The following is a 24,895-nucleotide window of genomic DNA, read 5'->3' as shown; positions in this document are numbered from 1 at the left end:
GGACCTCATGCGATCTTCTTGTAAGCTTGTGACTGCGGCGTGGCGCTTGCGGCCTGCATCAGCGCCCGCAGGACGGCTCGGCGCGCCAGCTCGATTTTGAATCCATTATGGGAGCGGGCAGTCGCTCCCTGCAGCAGCAGATCGGCAGCGCGCCCGAAATGATCCGGTGTTGCCGCCTGGCCGCGCAATGCGGCTTCGGCCTCGAGGCTTCGCCAGGGCTTGTGAGCCACGCCGCCCAGCGCAAGGCGCGCTTCGCCGATTGCGTTGCCCTCCAGTTCGAGCGCGGCCGCGACGGAGACCAGAGCAAAGGCGTAGGAGAGCCGGTCGCGGATCTTCAGATAGCTGTAGTTCCGGGCAAAGCCGTGCGGCGGCAGCTCGATGGCGGTAATGATCTCGCCGCTGCCGAGATTGGTATCGAGATGAGGCTTGTCATCGGGAAGCCGATGGAAATCCGTCAGCGCGATGGTGCGCTGCCCCGAGGGGCCTGCGATGTGCACGAGCGCGCCGAGCGCGGCCAGCGCCACGCTCATGTCGGATGGATTGGTCGCGATGCAGGACGTGCTGGTGCCGAGGATGGCGTGGTTGCGGTTGAGGCCGTCGATGGCCGAGCAGCCCGTGCCGGGGGTTCGCTTGTTGCACGGCGTCGTGGTGTCATAGAAGTAGGGGCAGCGCGTTCGTTGCATCAGATTGCCGCCGACCGAGGCCATGTTGCGCAATTGCGCGGAGGCGCCGGCCAGGATGGCGCTGGCAAGCAGGGGATAGCGCTGCTCGATCAACGGATGGTAGGCGAGGTCCGAATTCGGCACCAAGGCGCCGATACGCAGGCCGCCGTCGGCGGTCTCCGCGAAGTCGCGGAGCGGCAAGCGGGAAATGTCGATCAGCCGGGAGGGCTGTTCGACATTCTCCTTCATCAGGTCGATCAGGTTGGTGCCGCCGGCAATCAGCTTCGCGCCGGGATCGGCGGCGAGCAGGCGGATGGCGTCGGCCACATCGCTTGCGCGGGAATATTGGAAGTTGTTCATGACCGGCTCATTGCCTGCTCGATCGCAGCCACGATGTTGGGGTAGGCACCGCAGCGACAGAGGTTTCCGCTCATCAGCTCCCGGATCTCGTCCGCATCGCGCGCACGGCCTTCGGCCAACAGGCCCGCGGCGGAGCAAATCTGTCCCGGCGTGCAATAGCCGCACTGAAAGGCATCGTGGTCGATGAAGGCCTGTTGCAGGGGATGCAGCGCGCCGTCCGCGGCCAAGCCTTCGATCGTCGTGATCTCAGCGCCATCCTTCATGACGGCGAGGGTGAGACAGGAATTGACCCGTCTTCCGTCGACCAGCACGGTACAGGCACCGCATTGGCCGTGATCGCAGCCTTTCTTGCTGCCGGTCAGCTCCAGGCGATCACGCAGCGCATCCAGAAGCGTGGTCCAAGGCACGACTTCGAGCGCGTACCTTTCGCCATTAACGACGAGGTTGATCGGAATGCGTTCGGGGATCGTAAGGTCGGCCATGGTCGGTTTCCCTGCGGAAAGGCCGAGTCGGGCAAATTGGGCAAGTGACGCGAGAATGCGTTGCCGCCGCTGGCCAATAGCGCCCAACGGATGAGGAGTTGCTTGGTTCCTGACCGGTTCTCCCGATCTGGATCGACGAGATCAGCGCTTCGTCTCGCCGAACACGACGGTCGGCACCGCGCGGTTAACGATCTCGCGCAGCGCGAAGCTCGATTGCACCCGCGCCACGCGTGGCAGGCGGGACAGCTCGGTGCGATGGATGCGCTCGAAATCCTGGATGTCGCGGGCGAGCACGATGAGGATGTAGTCGTCCGTCCCCGACATCAGGAAGCAGCGCACGACAGAGGGACATTTCGTCACCTCTGCCTCGAATGCCTTCAGCGCCTCGTCGCTCTGGCTTTCCAGCGCGATGCGAACCAGCACCGTGGTGGTGAGGCCGAACTGGCCGAGGTCGAGCGCGGCCTGGTAAGCCTGGATGTAGCCGTCATCCTCCAGCGCCTTCTGCCGCCGCGCCAGCGCCGTGCTCGACAAGCCGATCTTGTTGGCAAGCTCGGTGTGGCTGGCTCGCGCATTGGTCGTGAGTTCCGCGAGGATGGCGAGGTCTTTCCGGTCGAGGGCCAAGGTTTCGTTTCCAGCGCCAAAGGACGTTTTCGCGCCTGAAACCGGCGCGGGTGCCGCCAAGGTAGCGGATATTTGCACGAAACCAAACCGACGCTCTCGCTACGATCAACAATGGAATCAAAGCATTGGCGAAGGAGAGCAAGATGCGCGTCGGGGTGCCGAAGGAGATCAAGGTGCAGGAATATCGCGTCGGGCTCACCCCAGGGGCGGTCCGCGAATATGTCGCCGCCGGGCACCAGGTAATGGTCGAGAGCGGCGCCGGCAGCGGCATCGGTGCGTCCGACGAGGTGTACCGGCGGGCTGGGGCGTCCATTGCCGAGACGGCTCGCGAGATCTTTGCAAAGTCCGACATGATCGTGAAGGTGAAGGAGCCGCAGAAGAGCGAATGGGCTCAGCTTCGCGAAGGCCAGATCCTTTTTACCTATCTTCATCTTGCGCCGGATCCCGAGCAGGCCAAGGGCCTGCTTGCTTCCGGCTGCACCGCAATCGCCTATGAAACCGTCACGGACGCGAGTGGTCACCTCCCGCTGCTCGCCCCGATGAGCGAAGTCGCCGGCCGCCTCGCCATCGAGGCCGCCGGCGCCGCCCTCAAGCGCTCGGCCGGCGGCCGCGGTCTGCTGCTGGGCGGCGTGCCCGGCGTGCAGCCGGCTCGCGTCGTCGTCCTCGGCGGCGGCGTGGTCGGAATGCAGGCGGCGCGCATGGCGGCCGGCTTAGGTGCCGAAGTCACCGTGATCGACCGCTCGATTCCGCGCCTGCGCGAACTGGACGATCTCTTCGTCGGACGCGTGCGCACCCGCTTCTCCACCATCGAGGCGGTCGAGGACGAGGTGTTCGCCGCCGACGTCGTCATCGGTGCAGTGCTGGTGCCCGGCGCCAGCGCGCCGAAGCTCGTCACGCGCGCGATGCTGAAATCGATGCGGCCGGGAGCCGTGCTGGTCGACGTCGCGATCGACCAGGGCGGCTGCTTCGAGACCTCGCACCCGACCACGCACGCGGAGCCGACCTACGAGGTCGACGGCGTCGTGCACTATTGCGTCGCCAACATGCCGGGAGCGGTGCCGGTGACCTCGAGCCAGGCCCTGAACAACGCGACGCTGCCGTTCGGCCTGATGCTCGCGAACAAGGGCTTTGCGGCGGTCCTGGAGAATCCGCATCTGCGCAACGGGCTCAACGTGCATCGCGGCCGGGTGACGAACAAGGCGGTGGCGGAGAGTCTGGGGCTGGAGTTTGCGCCAGTAGAGAGCGGGCTGGCGGCTTAGCGAGATGGGCTACCGCCAATGCGGTGCCATCAACCGACTGGAAGATGGCGCTGCCGCCTTGCCCCGGGCCGGGAATCCCAGCGCGGGAAGGGCGTTGTGACTGGAGTGGCGGTATCCAAATCGGCGGGAAGAAGAAAACTATTGCCGCGGTCCTGTCACGAGGAAGGAGTTTCCCCTTACGAGGGCAAAAACGCCAATCGCTTCCATTGCTGTTTGGAGCCGAAACGACGACATTTGCGCCAGAAATTGGTGGATCGGCAGCCATGGAACGCACTGGATTTGAGCCCTTCGGCGAGCAACTGGTGTCCGCAACGGACACACAGCCGAAGTCGCGTGCGTCGAAGCTCCTGCTGCGGGCCGGCACCACCCTGTTCTGGTCGCTGGTCGCCGGCATCGTGCTGGCCCGTGCCGCCTTCTTCGAGCCGGGCATCTACGACGGCTTCAGCCGCGTCGCCTCGCTGGCCAAGAACCTGATCTTCTGAGGCCGCTTATTCCGGGCCGAGGACAGAACTTCTCTCGGTCCTGATATGTCGAAAACATATTTCCCAATTGGGTCGCACTGCGTATAAATCTTTCTCCTTCGGGAGAGATTTGTGTCGCAGAATCAAGCATCCAGCCCGGCCGATTCCAAGCCGGCCACCGCCGCGAGCCGTATTGCGGCGCTGATTCCGGGCATTCTCCTCTGTATCGCTGTAGCCGGTGTGTCGGCCCTGCTCGAGCGGGCCGAATTGGGCGTGTTCGAGCATCCCTATGTCGAGGCGCTGGTCATGGCGATCCTGCTCGGCATGGCGGTGCGCAGCTTCTGGAAGCCGGCCCCGCGCTGGCAGGCGGGCATCGCCTTCAGCGCCAAGCAGCTGCTCGAGGTCGCGGTCATGCTGCTCGGGGCCTCCATCAGCTTCGCTGCGATCGCGGCTTCCGGCATTGCGCTGCTCGCCTCCATTGCCGCGGTCGTCGTGGTCGCGCTCTGCGTCTCCTTCGGCCTCAGCCGGCTGCTCGGCCTGTCGACGCGGCTGTCGATCCTGATCGCCTGCGGCAACTCGATCTGCGGCAATTCCGCCATCGCCGCGGTGGCCCCCATCATCGGCGCAAGCAACGACGAGATTGCATCCTCGATCTCCTTCACGGCGATTCTTGGCGTGATGATGGTGCTGGGCCTGCCGCTGCTGATCCCGCTGCTGCAATTGTCCGCAACGCAGTACGGCATCCTCGCCGGGCTCACCGTCTACGCGGTGCCGCAGGTGCTTGCCGCCACGGTGCCGGCAGGCCTCGTCTCGACCCAGATCGGCACGCTGGTGAAGCTGATGCGCGTCCTGATGCTCGGGCCGGTCGTTGTCGGCCTGTCGCTGGTCGCCTCGCGCTGGCAGAGCGATGCCCGGAAGACCAGCGTCGGCTTCTTCCGCCTGGTCCCCTGGTTCATCCTCGGCTTCCTTGCGCTTGCGACCCTGCGCTCGCTGGAGATCGTGCCGGCCACGGTGGTCGGCCCCGTGACGAAGATCACCGGCTTTCTCACGGTGGTCTCGATGGCAGCCCTCGGCCTTGGCGTCGACGTGCGCGTGCTCGCCAATGTCGGCGGCCGGGTGACGGCCGCCGTGACGCTGTCGCTGATGCTGCTGCTGGGGATCAGCATCGCACTGGTGCACTGGTTCAAATGATCATGGCATAGGGTGGGCAGAGGCGCGTAAGCGCCGTGCCCACCAGTTCTATAACAGACGGAGAATGGTGGGCACGCTTTCGCTTTGCCCACCTACGAGACCGTCAATGCTGCGAGCGGGAAGCTAAATCACGTCCGCCAGCGAATGGCCCTGCAGCTCGATGTTCAGCCCCTGCATGCCCATGTCGTTGATCTCGCCGCCCATCGCCTTCAGGCTCTCTTCGCGGATCAGCGACATCAGCCCGCGGCGGAGCGCCAAAAACTCCGACGACATCATCATCGATTGCTGACGCGGCCGCTCCAGCGGAATCGGGATCTCCGCCTTGATCGAACCGGGCCGCGCGGTCATGCAGTACACGCGGTCGGAGAGGAAGATCGCCTCGTCGATGTCGTGGGTGACGAACAAGACCGAGATCTTCAACCGCTGCCACATGTTGGTAAGGATCTGCTGCATGATGACGCGCGTCTGCGCATCGAGGGCGCCGAACGGCTCATCCAGCAGCAGCACCTTCGGTCCCGTAGCCAGCGCGCGGACGATGCCGACGCGCTGCTTCATGCCGCCGGAGAGCTTTTCCGGATAGTGCTTTTCGAACGCCTCCAGACCCGCGAGCCCCAAGAGCGTGCGCGCCGCCCGCTCGCGCTGCGATCGCGGCATGCCGCGCATCTTCAGCCCGAACTCGACGTTCTCCCGCACCGTCTTCCAGGGAAACAGTGAATATTGCTGGAACACCATGCCGCGCTCGGCACTAGGGCCGTTCACGCGCTCGCCGTCGACCGTCACGATGCCGGTAGTCGGCTTGAGGAAGCCGGCGACGGCGTTGAGAAGCGTCGATTTTCCACAACCGGAAGGACCGACGATCGAGACGAACTCGCCCGGCTTCACATGGATCTGCGTGTCAGTCACGGCCTGGACCGCTCCCTCGATCGTCTCGTAGGCGAGGGAGAAGTTTTTGACCTCAATGTGGCCCTTCGGCGGACTCGCAACTAATTCGCTCATGTCGATCTCCACGGCATTACCAGCTTCCCTGCACCCCGGATCAGCAGGCTCGATCCGAGCCCGAGCACCCCGATCGCGATCATGCCGAGGGCGATGTCGGCGTACTGGACCAGCGAATAGGCCTCCCACGTGAAATAGCCGATGCCGTATTGGCCCGAGATCATCTCGGCGGCGATCAGCGAGACCCAGGCGACGCCGATGCCGACAGTAAGGCCGGTGAAGATGTGAGGCAGCGATGCCGGAAAATACACTTCGCTGAAGATCGAGCGCTCGCGCGCGCCGAGGCATTGCGCGGCGCGCACCAGCACGGGGTCGACCAGCGACATGCCGTGCAACGTGTTGACCAGGATCGGGAAGAACGAGCCGAGGAAGGTAATGAAGACGATGCTCTGCTCGTTGGTCGGCCACAGCATGATCGCCATCGGCACCCAGGCGATCGCCGGAATCGGCCGCAGCACCTCCGCGACCGGGAAGATTACCTCATGAACCAGCTTGAAGCGGCCCATGATGAGGCCGAGCGGCACGCCGATGATCGCCGCCAGCGAGAAGCCGATGAAGATGCGCCGGCAGCTGAGCAGGATGTGCATCAGGAATTTGGGATCGTGGATCGCCTTGGTGAAGCTCGCATAGACCGCGAGCGGCGAGGGCACGTTGGTGAAGCGCACGAAGAACACGACGCGATAGGTCGTGAGCAGGTGCCAGACCAGCAGGAACGCGAACAGCGAAATCACGCCTATCGCGGCCGCGCGCAGACCTGACCGATTGAGCCGGTACCAGCGCAAGGCGAGTGTGTCGAAGGACGGCGGCGTCGTAGGCGGGGTGATGGCAGCGGGCGAGGAGCCCGCCTCTGCAAGTGCTGTTGCCGGCATGCTGTCCTCGGGAGGTCTGACGAGGGCGGGACTGCTCACGTCTTGCCTCCGACTGCGGCCTTTAGGGCGTCGTCGAAGCCGAGCACCTTACCGCTGATCTTGGCGGCATAGGCTTCGGCATCCTTCTTCAGCAGGAACGGGGCGAGTTCGCCATTGCCGACCGCAAAGAAGGCCTGATCGGCGAACAGCTTGATGCCGCGCGTGGTGTCGAAGACGTAGGCGACGTTGATCTTTTTGCCCTTGGCCTTGTAGTCGGCATAGGCACCGAGTGTGCAACTCGCGGACGAGAACGGCAAGATACCGGCGTCATCGACCCAGACCTCGCCGGCCTTGCGGGGATCCGCGATCGGCTTCTTGCAGAAACCATCTTCACCCGAAATTTCATAGTTCTTGGTGCTCGCAAGCTGCGCATCATAGTCGAGCTTCATATCGGCATAGGCTTTGCGGATGTAGCTGTCGTCGACCCATTTCTTCGGATCGAACTCCTTCATGCGGCCGAGATTCTGCAGCACTTTGACGTCGGTCGTGGCCGCATCGATCAGCGCCGGCTTGATGGTGGGATCAGTGGTCATGTTGCCGCTGGGGCCGAGGAAGATGTAGACGACTTCCTTGCTGATGCCGGTCCATTCCTGGATCTTTTCCGCGGCGAGCTTGGGATCGTCGCGCAGCCACTGATTGGCAGCGATCAGCGCCTTGAAGTAGGCGACGACGACCTCCGGATATTTTTGGGCGAAGTCGGTGCGAACCACGATGCCGTGGAAGGTCGGCAAGTTCGTCTCGACACCGTCGAAGATCTTTCGCGCGAAGCCGCGGAACGGCAGCAATTCCGCAAAGGGGACGAAATCGGCATGCCCGTCAATCTTCTTCTCCTGCAGATTGGTTGAGCCCACTTCCGGGCTCTGGCTGACGAGCTGGAAGAAGTCAGATGCGTAGCCGCGATCCTGCATAGCCTTCAGCACCATGCCGTGCGCGGCGGAGCCGAAGGGAACGCTGACCAACTTGCCCTTGAGATCGGCGAGGTCGTAATAGGGCGAGTCCTTGTGGACGGCGAGGCCGTTGCCCGAGCCGGACAGGCTGTAGGCGGCGATGCCGATCAGGCGGCTCTTGCTCTCGGGGTTACTCTCGAAAGTGAAGCCGTTCACGATCAGCGGATAGTCGCCCATCATGCCGATCTGCAGCTTGTTCGCCATCATCGCGTTGGTGACGGGCGGACCTGAGGTGAAGTTCTGCCACTCCAGCTCGAACTTGATGTTGGCGTATTTGCCGTCCTTCGGCAGGTATTTTTCCAGCAGATGCAACTGGCGGATGACGACCCCCGCGGTCACCGTGTTGGTTGTGGTGTCCTGGGTTCCGATGCCGAGCGTGACGGTTTCCGCGGCGGCCGGCTGCGCGGTGAGAAGCGCCAGCGACGTCACTGACATCGCGATCGAGAGCGTGGGAAGATGGCGGACCATTCTCATCCTCTTTCGGTTGGATGTGCTGTGGTTGCCATGATTGGTTGAGGGCACCGGCAGGGCAAATCCGGAATGACGACAGCGGTCGATTAGTTGCCCGGAAAAGGTGATTGCATACTCCTTGAGCAGTTCTGCACTATAAAGCCGCTTGCCTGTGCATCGGTCTTGGCTGCAAATTCTCCTAATCGGATGCGTGACCGCGCATCTCCTCCAGCACGTCGGTACGGCAGACGACGATCTGCGACCGCTTGGTCAACACGATTCCCTTCTCTTGCATGCGCTTCAGGCTGATCGTGACCCATTGCCTGGTGGCGCCGACCATGTGGGCGATGTCGGCGTGAGTGAAGGCGGCGGCAATGACGGTGCCGTCAGCATCCTCGACGCCGTAAAGCTCAACGAGGTGCAGCAACAGATGCGCAAGGCGCTGGGTGATCGAGCGCGTGCCCAGCATCTGCGCGAGCGCCGAATAGCACTTTCCCTTGAACGTGAGGCCCTCGATCAGGCCGATCGCGAGGTTCGGGATCTCTGCGGCAAGCGACCGCAACTCCTTTCCGGGCAAGTGCACGACGCTGCAATTGCTGGAGGCGACGCCGGACCATTGATGCACGGTGCCTTCGAACACTTCGGGGCCGCCCACGAAATTGCCGACGTGCCAATAGGCGAGTGTGATCTCGCGCCCGAGTGGAGAGGTATAGAATACGCGGATGCGGCCGCTCTCGATCAGCCAGATGCCATCATGCTTGCCACCCTGGCTAAACAGCGTCTGGCCGCGGTTGAGCACCTTGCGGCGGCCCTGCTTCAGCACCAACTCCCGCTCGCGCGGTGAGAGCTTGTCCATCAGCGGTGGTGGACCGCCGATCCATTGCTGGTTCTCGGTGAGCAGCAGGGAGGAACTGCCTGCAGGCCGGGCCGCCGGGGGGGCGGTCCCACGAACCACATTTGCCGCCTGCAACATCGTCTGCCTCCGGAACGTTCAAATCGTTCTAAAGAGGAGCAATGTCTGTGCCAGATGGAGCGAGATTGACGCTCTTCGTCATTCCGGGCTCGCCCTTCGGGCGCCCCGGAATGACGACCGTCGATGGGTCACCGCCCCGCCAGACTGAGCAAATACGGCTTCGGATATATCCCCCGGCTGTGCCCGTCCGAAAACGAGATGTTCAGCCCATAGCCGAGATCGCCGATCCCGGTGATCGCAATCCCGGGAAATGCTTCCGGGAAGCGGCCGTCGAAACGGGCGCGGGTGCAGTGGGCGCATTTGCATGAGAGGCGGAGTTTCTCGGCGGGCACGCTGAGCGCGTCGTCCTGCGTGGTGCGGACGAGAAGCGCGGCGAGATCGGCGCTGGCTTCATAGTTGGCAACGGTCGGTGCCACCAAGGTCATGGTCATGACGAACCTCCGACTTCTATCTATGCCGGCACCGGCGCGGCGAATAGCAACTAATTGCCGGCGCCGGCATGACCGCGTGCCTGGTCTTCGATCACAACGCGCGAAATGTGAAACTAATCGACCGGGAATTTCACTTCTGAATTGCCGGGCCCCCCTCTCTCCATGACCTTGGCGTCATCGACAAGGAGAGACCATGAGTTCATTTCAGAAGGAAACGGTTTTGTCAGTCAGGCATTGGACCGACTCCCTGTTCAGCTTCACTGCGACGCGCGATCCCGGCTTTCGTTTCCAGAACGGCCAGTTCGCGATGATCGGACTGGAGGTCGAGGGCAAGCCGTTGATGCGGGCCTACAGCATGGCCAGCGCCAATCACGAGGAGGCGCTCGAGTTTTTCTCGATCAAGGTGCAGGATGGCCCGTTGACCTCGCGCCTGCAGAAGATCAGGGAGGGCGACATCATCCTGGTCGGCCGCAAAGCGACGGGCACGCTGATCACCGGCAATCTCATTGCGGGAAAGCGCCTGCTGCTGCTCTCGACCGGAACCGGCCTTGCCCCCTTCGCCAGCCTGATCAAGGACCCGGATGTCTATGAGAACTACGAGACCATCGTGCTCGCTCATGGCTGCCGGCAGGTCTCCGAACTCGCTTACGGCGAGCATCTCGTCGAAGGTCTGCGCGATCACGAATTCTTCGGGCCACTGATCCGCGACAAGCTCGTCTACTATCCGACCGTCACCCGCGAGCCGTTCCGCAACCGCGGCCGCATCACCGACCTGATCGCCTCGAACCAGCTGTTCGACGATATCGGTCAGTCCGCCCTCGATATCGGGACCGACCGCATCATGCTGTGCGGCAGCCCGGCGATGCTCGAGGAACTCCACGCGATGTTCTCCGCGCGCGGCTTCGTCGAGGGCAACCACAGCCAGCCCGGCCATTTCGTGATTGAAAAGGCTTTTGTCGAGCGCTGAGGCCAAATCGCTGTCCGGCGACAACTAATTGCTATCGCCGGACATCCACCTGAACAAATCTGATGCACAGGCGCCGCGGGTCGGCGAACCAGGAGCAAGTGATGTCACTAGATCAGATCGTCGACGGACTTTCGGAGGTTTCCTGCGATGTGCTCGTGATCGGCGGCGGCACGGCCGGCCCGATGGCGGCGCTGAAGGCGAAGCTGAAAAACCCGAAGGCCAACGTCGTTCTGCTCGAAAAGGCCAATGTCAAGCGCTCCGGCGCGATCTCGATGGGGATGGACGGGCTGAACAATGCCGTCATTCCCGGTTACGCCACGCCGGAGCAGTACACCAAGGAAATCACTATTGCTAATGACGGCATCGTCGACCAGAAGGCGGTCTATAAATACGCGCAGAATTGCTACAAGATCATCGAAGAGCTGGACAGCTTCGGCATCCGCTTTCTGAAGAACGAGAACGGTGACTACGCGGTCAAGAAGGTGCACCACATCGGCACCTATGTGCTGCCGATGCCGAACGGCGAAACCGTGAAGAAGGCGCTGTACCGCCAGCTCCGCCGCGCGCGCATCCTCATTTCCAACCGCTACATGGCGACGCGGCTGCTCAAGTCGACCGACGGCCGGATTGCCGGTGCCATCAGCGTCAACACCCGCACTGCCGAGATCCTGGTGATCAAGGCCAAGGCCGTGATCCTCTGCATGGGCGCCGCCGGTCGGCTCGGCCTGCCGACCTCCGGCTACATGTTCGGCACCTACGAGAACGCCGCCAATTCCGGCGACGGCTACGCCATGGCCTATCACGCCGGCGCAGCGCTCGCGAACCTCGAATGCTTCCAGATCAACCCCCTGATCAAGGACTATAATGGGCCTGCCTGCGCCTATGTCGCTGGTCCCTTCGGCGCCTACACGGCGAACAATGAGGGATCGCGCTTCATCGAATGCGACTACTGGTCCGGCCAGATGATGCTGGAGTTCTACAACGAGCTGCTGTCAGGCAAGGGCCCGGTGTTCCTCCAGCTCAAGCATCTCCATCCCGACACCATTTCCGAGATCGAGTCCACGCTGCACAAGGTCGAGCGTCCGACGCGCGGCCTGTTCCAGCAGGGGCGCGGGGTCGACTACCGCAGCGAGTCCATCGAGATGCACATCTCCGAGATCGGCTTCTGCTCCGGGCATAGCGCCTCAGGCGTGTTCGTTGACGACAATGCCCGTACCACAGTGCCCGGCCTCTATGCCGCCGGCGACATGGCGAGCGTCCCGCACAATTATATGCTCGGCGCCTTCACCAACGGCTCGGTCGCCGGCATCGACGCGATGGAGTACGCCGACAGCCAAGACTTCGCGGAGTTTGACGCGGCCGACGTCGCGATGGAGCGCGACCGCGTGATGGCGCCGACCAAGCGTGAGGACGGCATTCCGCCGAACCAAATCGAGTACAAGACCCGCCGCTTGGTCAACGACTATCTCCAGCCGCCGAAAGTCACGCGCAAGTACGAGCTCGGCATGCGCCGGCTCGCTGAGGCGAGGGACGACATGCAAGAGCGCATGATCGCGCGCAATGCGCACGAATTGCTCCGCGCGCTCGAGGTGCGATCGATCATGGACTGCGCCGATATGGCCGCGCACGCTTCGCTCTACCGCGAGGAGAGCCGCTGGGGCCTCTATCACTGGCGCACGGATTTCCCGGAGAAGGACAACGAGAACTGGTTCTGTCACACGCTGCTCTCCAAGCGGGACGGCAAGATGACCAGCGAGAAGCGGGCGGTCGAGCCCTACGTCGTACCGATCGCGGACGACGAGAAGGACCTCTACGACAAGCAGCGCATTCGCGCCTCCGCCTGACCACCAGAACACAGCAATAGGAGACATCAAATGCCTCTCGCGTCCTATCAGACATCGGTTCCGGTGGTCGTCGACGATGCCAAATGCATCGCGGACAAGGGCTGCACGGTGTGCGTCGACGTCTGCCCGCTCGACGTGCTGCGCATCAGCGACATGACCAAAAAAGCTTACATGGCCTATGATGAGTGCTGGTACTGCATGCCCTGCGAAGCGGATTGTCCGACCGGCGCCGTCACCGTCAACATTCCCTATCTGTTGAGGTGAGCATGTCGAGCCCGTTCGAATCCTACGACGACCTTGAAGATGCAGACGAGCGGCTGCAGGCCGCCGATCCCGCCGAGCGCCGCGTCGCCATCATCGCGCTCGGCCATTCCGGAGACCCGGCCGCGGTCGCTCATCTCGCCGACATGGTCGCCGATCCCGATGCCGGCGTGCGCCAGCAGGTCGCGATGGCGCTCGGGGAGTTCGACGGGCCGGAGGCGGCAAGCGCGCTGGTCAAGCTGCTGGTCGATCCCGAGAGGATCGTCGCGGCGGCTGCGGCCGACAGCATGGCTGAATTCAAGGATCCCGCCTGCGCCGACGCGATCCTGCCGCTGATCAGGCATACCCACGCCTTCGTCCGCATGGGCGCTCTGCGCGCACTGAAGGAACTGCGCCGCAGGGATACACTCAAGCCCGCTCTGGAAGCACTCCAGGACACCGACGCTGCCGTGCGTGTGCAGGCGATCGGCGTGATCGGCTTCCTCAAGCTGGAGGAATCGATTCCGGCGCTGACCGCGCTGATCAACGATCCCGATGCCCATGTGCGCCGCGCCGCCGTGAGTGCGCTAGCCTTTTCTCAGATGAAGCCGGCGGCCGAGACCATCACCCGCGCGCTGAAGGATCCGGATTGGATGGTCCGTGAGATGGCCGCGGAGACGCTGGGTCTGAACGTGAATGGTGCAATCGCGGCTGATCAGCTCGTCGCTTGTCTCGCGGACGAGTTTTGGCAGGTGCGGCTCAAGGCGATCCGCAGCCTTGGAAAGATGAAGATCGAGCGCGCGGTGCGGCCGATTGGTAGTTGCATCAATCACGACCAGGCGAACCTACGCAAAGAGGCCGCCGCCGCGCTAGGCGAGATTGCCCATCCCGACGGCGAGGCATTCCTCGCCGTGATCGCCGATGATCCTGATCCCGATGTCCGTAAGAATGCGCGCTGGGCACTGCACCAGATTGCGGCACGAAAGGCGCGGGCAGGGGCATAATTGCACGGCGGGTCGCCGCTCTGGACTTCCCCCGCCAGACGTTTATTGGTCTTCGCCAACGGGAACGGCCGCTGCGAACGCGGCCGATCCCTAAAAACAGCGAGGACGCGGCCATGACGACATTGACGGTAAAAGACCTTCTCCCCGAGGACGGCACGCGGGGAACATTGGCTGGCCGCGTCTGGCTGCCGCAGGTGAATGGGCCGGCCGTGGTCGCCGTGCGCGACGACGGCGTGTTCGACGTCACTGCGAAGTTTCCGACCATCAGCGCGCTCTGCGAGGCGGACGATCCCGCCAAGGCGCTTGCCGCCACCAAGGGCGAGCGCATCGGTGATCTCGAGGCGATCGTGGCCAACACCCCGCCGGACCGGCGCGATCCCCAAAAGCCCTGGCTGCTCGCGCCGGTCGATCTCCAGACGTTGAAGGCCGCCGGCGTCACCTTCGCGATCTCGATGCTGGAACGTGTCATCGAAGAGCGCGCCAAGGGCAACCCTGCCTCGGCCGAAGCGATCCGGAAAGAAGTGACGCGCCTGATCGGCGACGATCTGTCGAAACTCAAGCCGGGATCGGACCAGGCGATGCACCTGAAGCAGGTGCTGATCGATCAGAACGCCTGGAGCCAATATCTCGAGGTCGGCATTGGTCCGGATGCCGAGGTCTTCACCAAGGCGCCCACCTTGTCGTCGGTCGGCACCGGCATGGACGCCGGCCTGCATCCGAAATCGACCTGGAACAACCCCGAGCCCGAGCTCGTGCTGTTCGTTTCGAGCCGCGGCAAGATCGTCGGCGGCGCGCTTGGCAACGACGTGAACCTGCGCGACTTCGAAGGCCGCTCGGCGCTGCTGTTGTCGAAGGCCAAGGACAACAACGCGTCCTGTTCGATCGGCCCGCTGCTGCGTCTGTTCGACGACACCTTCACGCTCGACGACGCGCGCAGGCTGGACATCAGCCTGAACGTCACGGGCACGGACGGTTTCGTTCTCGACGGCCATTCCTCGATCAGCAAGATCAGCCGCGATCCGACCGATCTCGTCGCGCAGACCATCGGCAAGGTGCATCAATATCCCGATGGCTTCGTGCTGTTCCTCGGCACCATGTTCGCGCCCGTGAAAGATCGCGATGCGCCGGGGCAGGGATTCACCCACAAGCGCGATGACATCGTCACGATCGCGGCGCCTCAGCTCGGCAAGCTCGTCAACCGCATGCGCACCAGCGACGAGTGCGAGCCCTGGACGTTCGGCATCGGCGCGCTGATGAAGAACCTGGCGCAGCGGAAGCTGATTTAGCGCTGCTGCCCTTCGCCTCCCGCAAGCGGGCGAAGGTCGCATCTTCGCCGCGCTGAAAGCTGAAGCTCAAACGAGCCCGCCTTATTTTTTCATCTCCTCGTTGCATGAGGGGAACGAAATCGCGCTGAGCGTGTCATAATCAGCTCGCCGCCACCTACGTGCGTTTTCCTCCAAATAGTCAAATAATATGACTAGTCGGAACTCCACTTCCGTGAAATAGTGCCCACCGCTGGCCCGAAGGCCGGCCTGTGGGTGCCATGATACCAATGGGCGCCCCGGATAACATCTTGGGAGACACGCCTGATGACCCCTAAAGCCCTCTTTGCGGCCAGCGCCATGGCCGCCTTGTTGCTCGCGACCCCGGCCAGCGCCGGCGAGCTCACCATCGGCTTCTCGCAGATCGGATCGGAATCCGGCTGGCGCGCGGCCGAGACGTCCGTGTCCAAGCAGGAAGCTGCCAAGCGGAAGGTCAACCTCAAGATCGCCGACGCCCAGCAGAAGCAGGAGAACCAGATCAAGGCGATCCGCTCCTTCATCGCGCAGAATGTCGATGCGATCTTCCTCGCGCCTGTCGTCTCGACGGGATGGGATTCGGTGCTGAAGGAAGCCAAGGAGGCCAAGATCCCGGTCGTGCTGCTCGACCGCGACATCGATCCCTCCGGCAAGGAGCTCTATCTCACCGCCGTCACCTCCGACAGCGTGCATGAAGGAGAGGTCGCCGGCGACTGGCTGGCGAAGACGGTCGGCAACAAGGCCTGCAACATCGTCGAATTGCAGGGCACGGTCGGCGCCAGCGTCGCGGCCAACCGCAAGAAGGGCTTCGACACTGCGATTGCCAAGCACGCGAACCTGAAGGTTGTGCGCAGCCAGACCGGCGACTTCACCCGCGCCAAGGGCAAGGAGGTGATGGAGAGCTTCATCAAGGCCGAAGGCGGCGGCAAGTCGATCTGCGCGGTCTATGCCCACAACGACGACATGATGGTGGGCGCGATCCAGGCGATGAAGGAAGCCGGCCTCAAGCCCGGTAAGGAGATCCTCACCGTCTCGATCGACGCGGTGCCCGACATCTTCAAGGCGATGGCCGCGGGCGAAGCCAACGCCACCGTCGAATTGACGCCGAACATGGCCGGCCCCGCGCTCGATGCCATCGCGGCGTTCAAGGACAAGGGTACGGTGCCGCCGAAATGGATCCAGACCGAGTCGAAGCTCTATACCGCCGCCGATGATCCGCAGAAGATCTACGACAGCAAGAAGGGCCTCGGTTACTGAGGTGGGCTCCGCCGGACCGCGTCTTGCGGTCCGGCACCCCCTTTCAAAACCGCTGCGCGAACGAGTAGGCTTGGCGTCCGCGCTGTCCGCGGGCGCCGGTGGGAGTGACGTTGCGATGGAAAACAGCCTTGATCCTGCTCTGCCGCTGCTGGAGGTGCGCGGGATCAGCAAGAGCTTTGGTGCGGTGCGCGCGTTGCAGGAGGTCGACTTCACGCTGCGCGCCGGTGAGATTCATGCGCTGCTCGGCGAGAACGGCGCCGGCAAGTCCACGCTGATCAAGGTCGTCACCGGCGTGTTTCCGCGCGATGTCGGCATCGTCAGGCTCGGCGGTGAGGAGATCGCGCCGCGCTCGGCCAAGGCAGCACTCGCAGCGGGCATCGCGACCGTCTACCAGGAGGTCAACTTGCTGCCGAACCTTTCGGTGGCGCAGAACCTGTTCCTCGACCGCCAGCCGATGCGTTTCGGCATCGTGCGCGAAGGCGAGATGCGGCGCCGCGCCAAGGCTCTGCTCGCGGATTTCGACATCGACATCGACGTCGCCGCGCCGCTCGGCAATTATTCGGTGGCGATTCAGCACGTCACCGCGATTGCGCGCGCGGTGGATCTCTCCGCCCGGGTGCTGATCCTGGACGAGCCGACCGCGAGCCTCGACCGGCACGAGGTCGAGATTCTCTTCCGTATCATGCGCCAGCTCGCGGGGCGCGGCATCGGCATTGTCTTCGTCAGCCACTTCCTCGACCAGGTCTACGAGATCTCCGACCGCATCACCGTGCTGCGTAACGGCCGCCTCGTCGGCGAGCGCGAGACCGCCTCGCTGCCGCGGCTGGAATTGATCCGGATGATGCTCGGCCGCGAGCTGGCGGAAACCACCGCGCGGGCGGCAACGCGTGAGCGCCAGGCCGGCGAGGTGTGTGCGAGCTTCGAGAGTTACGGAAAGGCCGGCTATGTCGCGCCGTTCGATCTCGAGCTGCGTCACGGCGAGGTGGTCGGTCTGGCCGGGCTGCTCGGCTCAGGCCGCACCGAGACGGCGCGGCTGGTGTTCGGCGCCGAGCGCGCGGATCGTGGGCAGGCGAGGGTGGCGGGCGCAGCCGTTCGGCTGCAGTCGCCGCGCGACGGCGTTCGTCACGGCTTTGGCTATTGCCCGGAGGAGCGCAAGACCGACGGCATCGTCGCCGAGCTCAGCGTGCGCGAGAACATCGTGCTCGCGCTCCAGGCCAAGCGCGGGCTGCATCGGCCGCTGTCGCGCCGCGAGCAGGACGAGATCGCGCGCCGTTACGTCAAGATGCTCGACATCCGCCCGCCCGATCCGGAGCGCCCGGTCGGCCTGCTCTCCGGCGGCAACCAGCAAAAGGTGCTGCTGGCGCGCTGGCTCGCGACCTCGCCGCGGCTGCTCGTGCTGGACGAGCCGACCCGCGGCATCGATGTCGGCGCGCATGCCGAGATCATCCGCCTGATCCGCGAGCTCTGCGACGACGGGCTTTCGCTGCTCGTCATCTCCTCCGAACTGGATGAGATCGTTACGTATTCCGATCGCGTGGTCGTGCTGCGCGACCGCGCCCATGTCGAGGAGCTCACGGGCGAGGCGATCGACGTTGGCAACATTCTCGCCGCCATTGCCGCCGATAGCGTCGCTGTTGCGCTTGAGGCCCACACATGACAGCGCTGTTGCCGCGCCGCGGCCTTGCCCAGATCCTGGCGCTGATCGTCATCCTCGCGGTCGATCGCGTGGTCTCGCCGCAATTCTTCGACCTGCGCCTGCAGGATGGCCGTCTGTTCGGCAGCCTTATCGACGTGCTCAACCGCGGCACGCCGGTGGCGCTGCTCTCCCTCGGCATGGTGTTGGTGATCGCGACGCGCGGCATCGATCTGTCGGTCGGTGCCGTGATGGCGATCTGCGGTGCGATCGCCGCGAGCCTAGCCGACAGTCATAGTCTCCCGATCGTGCTGGCGGCTGCACTTGGGGCGGGCCTCGTCTGCGGCCTCTGGAACGGCTTTCTCGTCGCCGTGCTCGGCATGCAGCCGATCGTGGCGACCTTGATCCTGATGGTCGCGGGGCGCGGCATCGCCCAGCTCATCACCGAAGGACGCATCGTGACGTTCTCCTCGCCGGATCTGGTGTGGCTCGGCAATGGCTCGGTGCTCGGCCTGCCGGTGCCGGTCGTGATTGCGTTGGGCATGCTCATCCTCACCGGCGCGGTCGTGCGTGGCTCCGCGCTAGGTCTCCTGATCGAGGCAACCGGCGGCAACGCGCGGGCGAGCGAGCTCGCCGGCGTCGGCACACGCGCAATGATTTTGGCCGTCTACGTCTGGTGCGGCGTCTGCGCCGCGCTCGCCGGCGTGATCGCCGCGGCCGACATCATGGGTGCAGACGCCAACAATGCCGGCCTCTGGCTCGAGCTCGATGCGATCCTCGCCGTGGTGATCGGCGGCACCTCGCTGTTCGGCGGCCGATTCAGTCTCGTGCTGGCCGTGCTGGGTGCGCTGATCATCCAGACCATGAACACCGGCATCCTGTTGTCGGGCTACCCGCCGGAGTTCAATCTGCTGGTCAAGGCGGTGGTGGTGCTCGCGGTGCTGCTGCTGCAATCGCCGAAATTCTCCGGTCTCGCCGGAATCGCCACGTGGCTGCGGAGGGCCAAAGCATGAAAGGCCTGCCGCCCGTCCTGATCACGGCGATCGTGCTCGTTGCGGCCTTTGCGCTCTGCGCCATGCAATTCCCCAACATCGCCTCCACCCGCGTGGTCGGCAATCTGCTCACCGACAATGCCTTCCTGGGGATCGTCGCGACCGGCATGACGTTCGTGATCATCTCCGGCGGCATCGACCTCTCGGTCGGCTCGGTGATCGGCTTCACCACCGTATTCGTCGCGCTGGCTATCGAGCGCTGGGGCGTCCCGCCGCTGGTCGCTTTCGTCGCCATCCTCGCGCTCTCGGCGGCGTTTGGCGCGGCGATGGGCGCCGTCATCCACGTCTTCGATCTGCCACCTTTCATCGTGACGCTGGCCGGCATGTTCCTGGCGCGCGGCGCGAGCTTCCTGCTGTCGACCGAATCGGTGCCGATCAACGCGCCGATCTATTCGACGGTGTCAGATTTTGCACTGCGGATGCCCGGCGGCGGCCGGTTGACGGCCATCGCGATCATCATGCTCCTGATCGTGATCGGCGGCGCCCTGCTGCTGCATCTCACCCGGTTCGGCGCCAACGTCTATGCGCTCGGCGGCAGCCGGGCCACCGCGAGCCTGATGGGCGTTGCCGTCGGCAAGATGACGATCAAGATCTACATGCTGTCGAGCCTGCTCGCGGGGCTCGCCGGGATCGTCTTCTCTTTCTACACCAGCGCCGGCTATTCGCTCTCCGCCGTCGGCGTCGAGCTCGACAGCATCGCCGCCGTTGTGATCGGCGGCACGCTGCTCACCGGCGGCCAGGGCTCGGTGGTCGGAACATTCCTCGGCGTGCTGATCCAGGGCCTGATCCAGACCTACATCAATTTCGATGGCACGCTGTCGAGCTGGTGGACCAAGATCGCGACCGGCGTGCTTCTGTTCGCCTTCATCGCCCTGCAACAGGGGCTGGTCACGCTTGTGCGCCGGCCGGCGGTGAAACATATGGGAGCGGCGTCATGACCTCGCGGATCGTCGTTATCCCGACGCGGCGGGCCCACTCCAACCATGCGGAGGTGGCGCGTTCGATCGGCGTCGACATCATCGCCGGCCGCTATGCGGAAGGCACGCGCCTGCCTGGTGATGCCGAGATGATCGCGATGTTCGGCGTGTCGCGGCCGGTGCTGCGCGAGAGCGTGAAGACGCTGGTCGCCAAGGGCCTGCTCACCACCAAGGCCCGGGTCGGCACGGTCGTGCGCGAGCGCGGCGCCTGGAACATGTTCGACGCGGACGTGCTGGCCTGGCACCTCGACGCCGGCATCGACAAGCGCTTCCTCAACGACCTCGCCGAGATCCGTCTGGCAGTCGAGCCGCGCGCGGCGATGCTGGCGGCCACGCAGCGGTCCGAGGAGGACATCAGCGAGCTTCGCCGCTGCATGGATCGCATGCGGCGTGAAGCCTCCGACTCGGTCGGCTTTGCCGATGCCGATCTCGCGCTTCACGTTGGTGTGGCGCGCGCCTCCGGCAATCTATTCATGCGCTCGGTCGGGCATGTCATCGAAGCAGCGCTGCGTGCATCGTTCCTGCTCAGCGCCCCGGTCGAAACCGAGGACCGCGAGACGGTGCTGCTGTGGCATCAGAGGATCGTCGATGCCATCGTCGCGGGCGATGCCGACGCCGCATCCGAGGCCATGGTCTATGTCATTCACAATGGCATGCGCCGCCACGACAGTACGGTGATCGAGACCGCCCCGGCCGATCCGCTGCCATCGACCGATACCGGAGAACAAGCGTGACAGACCTTCGCATCGCCATCGTCGGCTTCGGCAAGATCGCGCGGGACCAGCATGTGGCGGCGATCGCCGCCACGCCGGGTGCAATGCTCGCCGCCGTGGCGAGCCGCAATGCCTCGCTACCGGGGGTGCCGCATTTTGCAACCATCGAGGAATTGCTTCAGAAGGGGCCGCCGATCGACGCGGTCTCGCTCTGCACGCCGCCGCAGGTGCGACGGGTCCAGGCCGCGGCGGCGCTCGCCGCCGGCAAGCATGTCATGCTGGAGAAGCCGCCGGGCACCGGGGTTGCCGAGCTTGATCCGTTGATTGCGATGGCGGCGGGTGCGAAGCGGACATTGTTTGCGACCTGGCATTCGCGCTATGCGCCGGCGGTCGAGCCGGCCCGGCAATGGCTCGCCGAGCGGCGCATCAACTCGATGCACATCAGCTGGAAGGAGGATGTCCGCGTCTGGCATCCCGGGCAGGGCTGGATCTGGGAGCCGGGCGGCCTCGGCGTGTTCGATCCCGGCATCAATGCGCTGTCGATCCTGACCAGGATTCTGCCGAAGCCCGTGTTCGTCACCGCGGCCGAGCTGGCCTTTCCAGCCAACTGCCAGGCGCCGATCGCGGCGAACCTGAACCTGACGGATATCAGCGGCCTGCCCGTGACTGCCGAGTTCGACTTCCGCCAGACCGGGCCGCAGAGCTGGGATATCCTCGTCGAGACCGATCAGGGCCGGCTGACGCTATCAAGCGGTGGCGCGCGCATGGCCGTCGACGGCAAGGTGCTTGCCGAAGGACCTGATCAGGAATATCGCGGACTCTACCGGCGCTTCGTCGAACTTGCAGCGGCCGGCGCAAGTGACGTCGATCTGACGCCGCTCCGTCTCGTCGCCGACGCCTTCCTGCTCGGCAAGCGCACGATCGTCGAACCGTTTGTGGATTGAGCATGGCCGCATCAACAATCACAAGAGGCGTCTTCGGGACGCTGCCCGACGGCCGCAAGGTCGAGCGCGTCGCGCTGCGTGGGGAGGGCGGTTTCGAGGCGCGTATCATCAGCCACGGCGCGGTGCTGCAAGCGCTGATCGCGCCGGATGCCAACGGCGGATACGACGACATCGTGCTTGGCCATGATGCCTTCGCGGGCTATCTCGCCGAACGGAAGTTTCTGGGCGCCACCGTCGGCCGCTATGCCAACCGCATCGCCAAGGGACAATTTTCGTTTCAAGGCGAGACGGTGCAGCTTCCCGTCAATAACGGTCCGAATGCGCTGCACGGCGGGCTCGAGGGTTTTGATCGCAAGCTCTGGGAGATCGCGGACATCGACGAGGGCGACGAGCCCGCGGTGACGCTCACCTATGTCAGCCCGCATGGCGAGGAGAATTATCCGGGCAAGCTCGACGTCCGCCTCACCTATCGCGTCACCGGCCCGACCGAGCTGTCGCTGCTGATGGAAGCACGGACCGACCGGCCGACCATCGTCAATCTGACCAACCACAGCTTCTTCAATCTCGAGGGTGCGACGTCAGGTACGTCCATTCTCGATCACAGCCTGATGGTCGCCGCCGAGCAGTTCCTCGCAATCGATCCCACCGCAATTCCGCTGCCGGAGCCGCCGCGCAGCGTTGCCGGCACGCCGTTCGATTTCCGCAATCCGCGGCCGGTGGGCGAGCGCATCCGCGAGAGCGACCCGCAATTGCGAAACGGCAGGGGCTACGACCACACCTATTGCCTCGGCCGCGACGGCAAGCTTGCGCTCGCGGCGCGGCTGGAGGCGCCGCTCTCCGGGCGCATCATGGAGCTGCTCACCGATCAGCCCGGACTTCAGGTCTATTCCGGCAATTATCTCGACGGGACGATGGCGGGCAAAGGCGGCAAGCTGATCCGGCAATCGGACGCCATGTGCCTGGAGCCGCATATCTGGCCCGACGCTCCGAACCGGCCGGACTTTCCGAGCCCGCGCCTCGATCCCGGCGGGGTCTATCGCCATCACACGGTCTATCGCTTTTCGGTGAGGTCGCCATGATGGAGCAGGTGCCAACGACTGTCCTCTCGGACCATCCTTGCCATCTCGGCGAAGGCCCGACCTATGACGTGACCACCGACACGGCCTGGTGGTTCGACATTCGCGAAGGCAAGTTGTTCGAGGCGCAACTCGGCAGCGGTTCTGTCCGCATCCACGCGCTCGGCCGGATGGCGAGCGCGCTCGGGCGCATCGACGCCGAGCGGCAGCTGATCGTCGCCGAAGACGGCCTCTACATCCGCAAGCTCGCTGATGGTGCGATGACGCTGTTCTGTCCACTCGAAGCGGACAATCCGGCGACGCGCTCGAACGATTGCCGCGTGCATCAATCGGGTACGTTCTGGATCGGCACCATGGGCAAGAAAGCCGAGCCGAAGGCGGGCGCGATCTACGCGTTTCATCGCGGCAAGATCTCGACCCTGTTTCCCGGCATCAGCATTCCCAATTCGATCTGCTTCTCGCCTGACGGCGCCACTGGCTACTTCACCGACACCCCGCGCGCGGTGCTCTATGCCGTACCGCTGAACCCCGCGACCGGCCTGCCGCGCGGCGAGCCGGAGGTGCTGCTGCGCCACAGCGGCATCGGCGGTCTCGACGGCTCGGTGTGCGACGCCGACGGGCAGATCTGGAATGCGTGCTGGGGCGCGAGCCGGATCGATGTCTATTCGCCGCAGGGCGAGCGCCTGCGGTCACTCAGCGTGCCGGCGAAGCAGGCGAGCTGCCCCGCCTTCGTCGGCCCCGACCTGTCGCGCCTGCTCGTCACGTCGGCCTGGCAGGACATGGACGCGACGGCACGCGCCGCCGATCCGCAAGCCGGCTGCACCTTTCTGCTCGAAGCAAACGCGCGCGGGCGCGCGGAACCCGACGTCAAGCTCGTATAGGAGGCCCAAGCCGTACACCACCGTCGTTCTCGACACTACGAAGAAAGTCTGACACCCAAAGGGAGTGAAACATGCTGAAACTGAAGACGACATTTCTCGCGCTGGCGCTGGCCAGTGCCGCCACGATGGCCACGGGCGTCGCTGCCTTCGCCCAGAAGGCGACGGTCGGCATCGCCATGCCGACGAAATCCTCGGCGCGCTGGATCGACGACGGCAACAACATGGTGAAGGTGCTGAAGGAGCGCGGCTACAACACCGACCTGCAATATGCCGAGGACGATATCCCGAACCAGCTCTCCCAGGTCGAGAACATGGTGACAAAGGGCGCCAAGGCGCTGGTGATCGCCGCGATCGACGGCACCACTCTGTCCGACGTGCTGAAGCAGGCGAAAGCAAAAGGCATCACCGTGATCGCCTATGACCGCCTGATCCGCGGCACGCCCAACGTCGACTATTACGCGACCTTCGACAATTTCCAGGTCGGCGTGCTCCAGGCAGAGTCGATCGTGCAAGGTCTTGGCCTGAAGGACGGCAAGGGTCCCTTCAACATCGAGCTGTTCGGCGGCTCGCCCGATGACAACAATGCCTACTTCTTCTACAACGGCGCCATGAGCGTGCTGAAGCCGTATATCGACAGCGGCAAGCTCGTCGTCGTGTCCGGCCAGATGGGCATGGATAAGGTCGCGACCCTGCGCTGGGACGGCGCCACCGCGCAGGCCCGCATGGACAACCTGCTCAGCGCCTACTACGGCAACAAGAAGGTCAACGCCGTGCTGTCGCCCTATGACGGCCTCTCGATCGGCATCATCTCTTCGCTGAAGGGCGTCGGATACGGCAGTGCCGGCCAGCCGATGCCCATCATCTCGGGCCAGGACGCCGAAGTGCCTTCGATCAAGGCCATGCTGCGCGGCGATCAGTATTCGACCATCTTCAAGGACACCCGCGACCTCGCCAAGGTGACCGCTGACATGGTCGACGCCGCGCTCGCCGGCAAGGAGGTCACCGTCAACGACACCAAGACCTACGAGAACGGCGTCAAGACCGTGCCGTCCTACCTGCTCAAGCCGGTGGTGGTCTACAAGGACAATTGGGAGAAGGTGCTGGTCGACAGCGGCTACTACAAGAAGTCGCAGTTCCAGTAAGACTCTCTCTTTCCCCTCTCCCCGCTTGCGGGGAGAGGGTTAGGATGAGGGGCCTCTTTCCATGCGGGCAGTGGTTGCTATGCACTCCGTCATTGCGAGCGCAGCGAAGCAATCCAGTCTGCCACC

25 protein-coding genes are annotated in these 24,895 nt (G+C 64.2%); 17 read left to right on the top strand and 8 right to left on the bottom strand.

Going from position 1 to position 24,895, the window contains the following annotated elements; translation table 11 throughout:
- Positions 1-5: 5 nt before the first annotated feature.
- The 3 genes from ACNJYA_RS25390 to ACNJYA_RS25380 form a co-directional block, all read right to left on the bottom strand.
- Positions 6-1,022 carry an FAD binding domain-containing protein gene (locus tag ACNJYA_RS25390; protein ID WP_212256874.1) on the bottom strand — a complete coding sequence of 339 codons (1,017 nt, stop codon included), beginning with the start codon at positions 1,020-1,022 and terminating at the stop codon, positions 6-8.
- Complete coding sequence (locus ACNJYA_RS25385; protein ID WP_212256994.1) at positions 1,019-1,504, bottom strand: (2Fe-2S)-binding protein; 486 nt, start codon at positions 1,502-1,504, stop codon at positions 1,019-1,021. Before ACNJYA_RS25385 ends, ACNJYA_RS25390 begins: the two co-directional genes overlap by 4 nt.
- Positions 1,505-1,645: 141 nt before the next feature.
- Positions 1,646-2,125: an Lrp/AsnC family transcriptional regulator gene (locus ACNJYA_RS25380; protein ID WP_036035057.1), complete on the bottom strand. Its 480-nt coding sequence runs from the start codon at positions 2,123-2,125 to the stop codon at positions 1,646-1,648.
- A gap of 143 nt (positions 2,126-2,268) precedes the next feature.
- Between ACNJYA_RS25380 and ald the strand changes: the two genes are divergently transcribed.
- The 3 genes from ald to ACNJYA_RS25365 all read left to right on the top strand — a co-directional run bounded on the left by ald (position 2,269) and on the right by ACNJYA_RS25365 (position 5,036).
- Positions 2,269-3,384 carry an alanine dehydrogenase gene (gene ald / locus ACNJYA_RS25375; RefSeq protein WP_172784302.1) on the top strand — a complete coding sequence of 372 codons (1,116 nt, stop codon included), beginning with the start codon at positions 2,269-2,271 and terminating at the stop codon, positions 3,382-3,384.
- Between the two features lie 263 nt (positions 3,385-3,647).
- Positions 3,648-3,866: a hypothetical protein gene (locus ACNJYA_RS25370; RefSeq protein ID WP_027546306.1), complete on the top strand. Its 219-nt coding sequence runs from the start codon at positions 3,648-3,650 to the stop codon at positions 3,864-3,866.
- 111 nt (positions 3,867-3,977) lie between these two features.
- Positions 3,978-5,036 carry a YeiH family protein gene (locus ACNJYA_RS25365; protein WP_172784303.1) on the top strand — a complete coding sequence of 353 codons (1,059 nt, stop codon included), beginning with the start codon at positions 3,978-3,980 and terminating at the stop codon, positions 5,034-5,036.
- Between the two features lie 123 nt (positions 5,037-5,159).
- Here ACNJYA_RS25365 and ACNJYA_RS25360 read toward each other — a convergent pair whose 3' ends face one another.
- The 5 genes from ACNJYA_RS25360 to ACNJYA_RS25340 form a co-directional block, all read right to left on the bottom strand.
- Complete coding sequence (locus tag ACNJYA_RS25360) at positions 5,160-6,032, bottom strand: ABC transporter ATP-binding protein (protein WP_172784304.1); 873 nt, start codon at positions 6,030-6,032, stop codon at positions 5,160-5,162.
- Positions 6,029-6,901, bottom strand: coding sequence for an ABC transporter permease (locus ACNJYA_RS25355; RefSeq protein WP_439400923.1), 873 nt, complete (start codon positions 6,899-6,901; stop codon positions 6,029-6,031). Before ACNJYA_RS25355 ends, ACNJYA_RS25360 begins: the two co-directional genes overlap by 4 nt.
- Before the next feature lie 35 nt (positions 6,902-6,936).
- Entirely contained in the window at positions 6,937-8,355 is a 1,419-nt protein-coding gene (locus ACNJYA_RS25350; protein WP_439400922.1) for an ABC transporter substrate-binding protein, read from the bottom strand.
- Between the two features lie 181 nt (positions 8,356-8,536).
- A complete protein-coding gene (locus tag ACNJYA_RS25345; protein WP_212256872.1) occupies positions 8,537-9,310 on the bottom strand; it encodes a Crp/Fnr family transcriptional regulator in 774 nt (257 codons plus the stop codon).
- A gap of 128 nt (positions 9,311-9,438) precedes the next feature.
- Positions 9,439-9,735 (bottom strand): gamma-butyrobetaine hydroxylase-like domain-containing protein, encoded by a 297-nt coding sequence (locus ACNJYA_RS25340; protein ID WP_172784631.1) that lies wholly within the window; start codon positions 9,733-9,735, stop codon positions 9,439-9,441.
- Between the two features lie 199 nt (positions 9,736-9,934).
- Here ACNJYA_RS25340 and ACNJYA_RS25335 point away from each other — a divergent pair, with 199 nt between their 5' ends.
- The 14 genes from ACNJYA_RS25335 to chvE all read left to right on the top strand — a co-directional run bounded on the left by ACNJYA_RS25335 (position 9,935) and on the right by chvE (position 24,769).
- Entirely contained in the window at positions 9,935-10,708 is a 774-nt protein-coding gene (locus tag ACNJYA_RS25335) for a ferredoxin--NADP reductase (protein ID WP_212256871.1), read from the top strand.
- Positions 10,709-10,809: 101 nt separating this feature from the next.
- Positions 10,810-12,552, top strand: a complete 1,743-nt coding sequence (locus ACNJYA_RS25330; protein ID WP_212256870.1) for a fumarate reductase/succinate dehydrogenase flavoprotein subunit — start codon at positions 10,810-10,812, stop codon at positions 12,550-12,552.
- A gap of 30 nt (positions 12,553-12,582) precedes the next feature.
- A complete protein-coding gene (locus ACNJYA_RS25325) occupies positions 12,583-12,816 on the top strand; it encodes a 4Fe-4S dicluster domain-containing protein (protein ID WP_024339914.1) in 234 nt (77 codons plus the stop codon).
- Between the two features lie 2 nt (positions 12,817-12,818).
- The gene (locus ACNJYA_RS25320; protein ID WP_212256869.1) at positions 12,819-13,796 is read left to right on the top strand and encodes a HEAT repeat domain-containing protein; all 978 of its coding nucleotides are present in this window, start codon (positions 12,819-12,821) and stop codon (positions 13,794-13,796) included.
- Between the two features lie 113 nt (positions 13,797-13,909).
- Positions 13,910-15,082 (top strand): fumarylacetoacetate hydrolase family protein, encoded by a 1,173-nt coding sequence (locus ACNJYA_RS25315; RefSeq protein ID WP_260382988.1) that lies wholly within the window; start codon positions 13,910-13,912, stop codon positions 15,080-15,082.
- A gap of 303 nt (positions 15,083-15,385) precedes the next feature.
- Positions 15,386-16,351, top strand: coding sequence for a galactofuranose ABC transporter, galactofuranose-binding protein YtfQ (gene ytfQ, locus ACNJYA_RS25310; RefSeq protein ID WP_172784311.1), 966 nt, complete (start codon positions 15,386-15,388; stop codon positions 16,349-16,351).
- Between the two features lie 115 nt (positions 16,352-16,466).
- Positions 16,467-18,008: a sugar ABC transporter ATP-binding protein gene (locus ACNJYA_RS25305; RefSeq protein WP_439400921.1), complete on the top strand. Its 1,542-nt coding sequence runs from the start codon at positions 16,467-16,469 to the stop codon at positions 18,006-18,008.
- Complete coding sequence (locus ACNJYA_RS25300) at positions 18,005-18,997, top strand: ABC transporter permease (RefSeq protein WP_172784313.1); 993 nt, start codon at positions 18,005-18,007, stop codon at positions 18,995-18,997. The genes ACNJYA_RS25305 and ACNJYA_RS25300 overlap by 4 nt, the downstream gene beginning before the upstream one ends.
- Positions 18,994-19,974 (top strand): galactofuranose ABC transporter, permease protein YjfF, encoded by a 981-nt coding sequence (gene yjfF / locus ACNJYA_RS25295; RefSeq protein WP_439400920.1) that lies wholly within the window; start codon positions 18,994-18,996, stop codon positions 19,972-19,974. The genes ACNJYA_RS25300 and yjfF overlap by 4 nt, the downstream gene beginning before the upstream one ends.
- The gene (locus ACNJYA_RS25290; protein WP_172784315.1) at positions 19,971-20,747 is read left to right on the top strand and encodes a FadR/GntR family transcriptional regulator; all 777 of its coding nucleotides are present in this window, start codon (positions 19,971-19,973) and stop codon (positions 20,745-20,747) included. Before yjfF ends, ACNJYA_RS25290 begins: the two co-directional genes overlap by 4 nt.
- Positions 20,744-21,670, top strand: a complete 927-nt coding sequence (locus ACNJYA_RS25285; RefSeq protein WP_439400919.1) for a Gfo/Idh/MocA family protein — start codon at positions 20,744-20,746, stop codon at positions 21,668-21,670. Before ACNJYA_RS25290 ends, ACNJYA_RS25285 begins: the two co-directional genes overlap by 4 nt.
- A gap of 2 nt (positions 21,671-21,672) precedes the next feature.
- Entirely contained in the window at positions 21,673-22,749 is a 1,077-nt protein-coding gene (locus ACNJYA_RS25280) for an aldose epimerase family protein (RefSeq protein WP_439400918.1), read from the top strand.
- Positions 22,749-23,627, top strand: a complete 879-nt coding sequence (locus ACNJYA_RS25275; RefSeq protein WP_439403471.1) for an SMP-30/gluconolactonase/LRE family protein — start codon at positions 22,749-22,751, stop codon at positions 23,625-23,627. Before ACNJYA_RS25280 ends, ACNJYA_RS25275 begins: the two co-directional genes overlap by 1 nt.
- Before the next feature lie 71 nt (positions 23,628-23,698).
- Entirely contained in the window at positions 23,699-24,769 is a 1,071-nt protein-coding gene (gene chvE, locus ACNJYA_RS25270; protein WP_172784318.1) for a multiple monosaccharide ABC transporter substrate-binding protein, read from the top strand.
- The last annotated feature ends 126 nt before the right edge of the window (positions 24,770-24,895 follow it).

This window comes from Bradyrhizobium sp. BLXBL-01, assembly GCF_051853025.1.
In the GTDB taxonomy this organism is placed as follows: domain Bacteria; phylum Pseudomonadota; class Alphaproteobacteria; order Rhizobiales; family Xanthobacteraceae; genus Bradyrhizobium.
This window is presented reverse-complemented; position numbering and strand designations above follow the sequence as displayed.